Source organism: Vescimonas sp., from assembly GCF_057856985.1.
Genome location: NZ_DBLZXX010000046.1, coordinates 1 through 1,084 on the forward strand (window position 1 = coordinate 1; position 1,084 = coordinate 1,084).

The 1,084-nt window shown below is 63.1% G+C and carries 1 protein-coding gene and 1 pseudogene; both read right to left on the reverse strand.

The features are described 5' to 3' along the window. A partial coding sequence (locus ACZM22_RS11165; RefSeq protein ID WP_489544125.1) for a class I SAM-dependent methyltransferase occupies nucleotides 1-662 on the reverse strand: 662 nt, incomplete at its 3' end. A gap of 29 nt (nucleotides 663-691) precedes the next feature. Further along, nucleotides 692-1,084, reverse strand: a pseudogene (locus ACZM22_RS11170) (phosphoglucosamine mutase); the annotation flags it as partial.

The window sequence follows — 1,084 nt, forward strand, 5'->3', positions numbered from 1 at the left end:
ATGAGGTCGTAGATGCAGTCCTCCAGCTTCCAGATCTCACCGCCGGGGCCGCGCCCGTAGCTGGGCGGGTCCATGATGATGCCGTCGTAGGTGTTGCCGCGGCGTTTTTCGCGGGCAACGAACTTGGCACAGTCGTCCACCAGCCAGCGGATTGGCCGGTCGGCAAGGCCGCTTGCCACGGCATTGTCCTTGCCCCACGCCACGATGCCCTTGGAGGCATCCACATGGCAGACGGTGGCACCTGCCGCCGCACAGGCCAGCGTGGCACCGCCGGTGTAGCCGAACAGGTTCAGCACCTTTACCGGGCGGCCTGCGGCACGGATTTTTTTGGCGTACCATGCCCAGTTGACAGCCTGCTCCGGGAACACGCCGGTGTGCTTGAAGCCGGTGGGGCTGACGATGAGGGTGAGCTTATCCTCGCCCTCGCCGCAGCTGATCTTCCACTTTTCGGGCAGACGGCGCTTGTACTCCCACTCGCCGCCGCCCTGATTGGAGCGGTGATAAACAGCATCTGCCTTTGCCCACAGCGGGCTCTGCTTGGGCGTTTTCCACACCACCTGCGGGTCCGGGCGGATGAGGATGGTCTCACCCCAGCGCTCCAGACGGTTGCCGTCGGTGGCATCCAGCAGTTCATAGTCTTTCCAGGTATCTGCAGGGCGCATAGCGTCCTCCCTTCTCTTTTATCCGTTTCTTACTGGCCCAGAATGCGCTTGTTGATCTTATCCACGATGCGGTCGGCGCAGCGGTGGATGGCGTCCAGATCCTGCCCTTCCACCATCACGCGGATCTTCGGCTCGGTGCCGGACACCCGCACCAGCACGCGGCCCATGCCCATGAGCTTCTGCTGCTCGTTCTCAATGAAACCGGCCAGAACTTCGTCCTCTTTGTATGCCTGCTTCTGGGCGGCGTTGGCGGTCACATTCACCAGCACCTGCGGATACTGGGCGTAGATGCCGTTCAGCTCGCTCATCTTCTTGCCGCTCTCAGCCAGCAGCTTGAGCAGCTTGCCGGCGGTCAGCTCACCGTCGCCGGTGGTGGCATGGTGCAGCAGGATGACATGGCCGCTCTGCTCGCCGCCGATGGC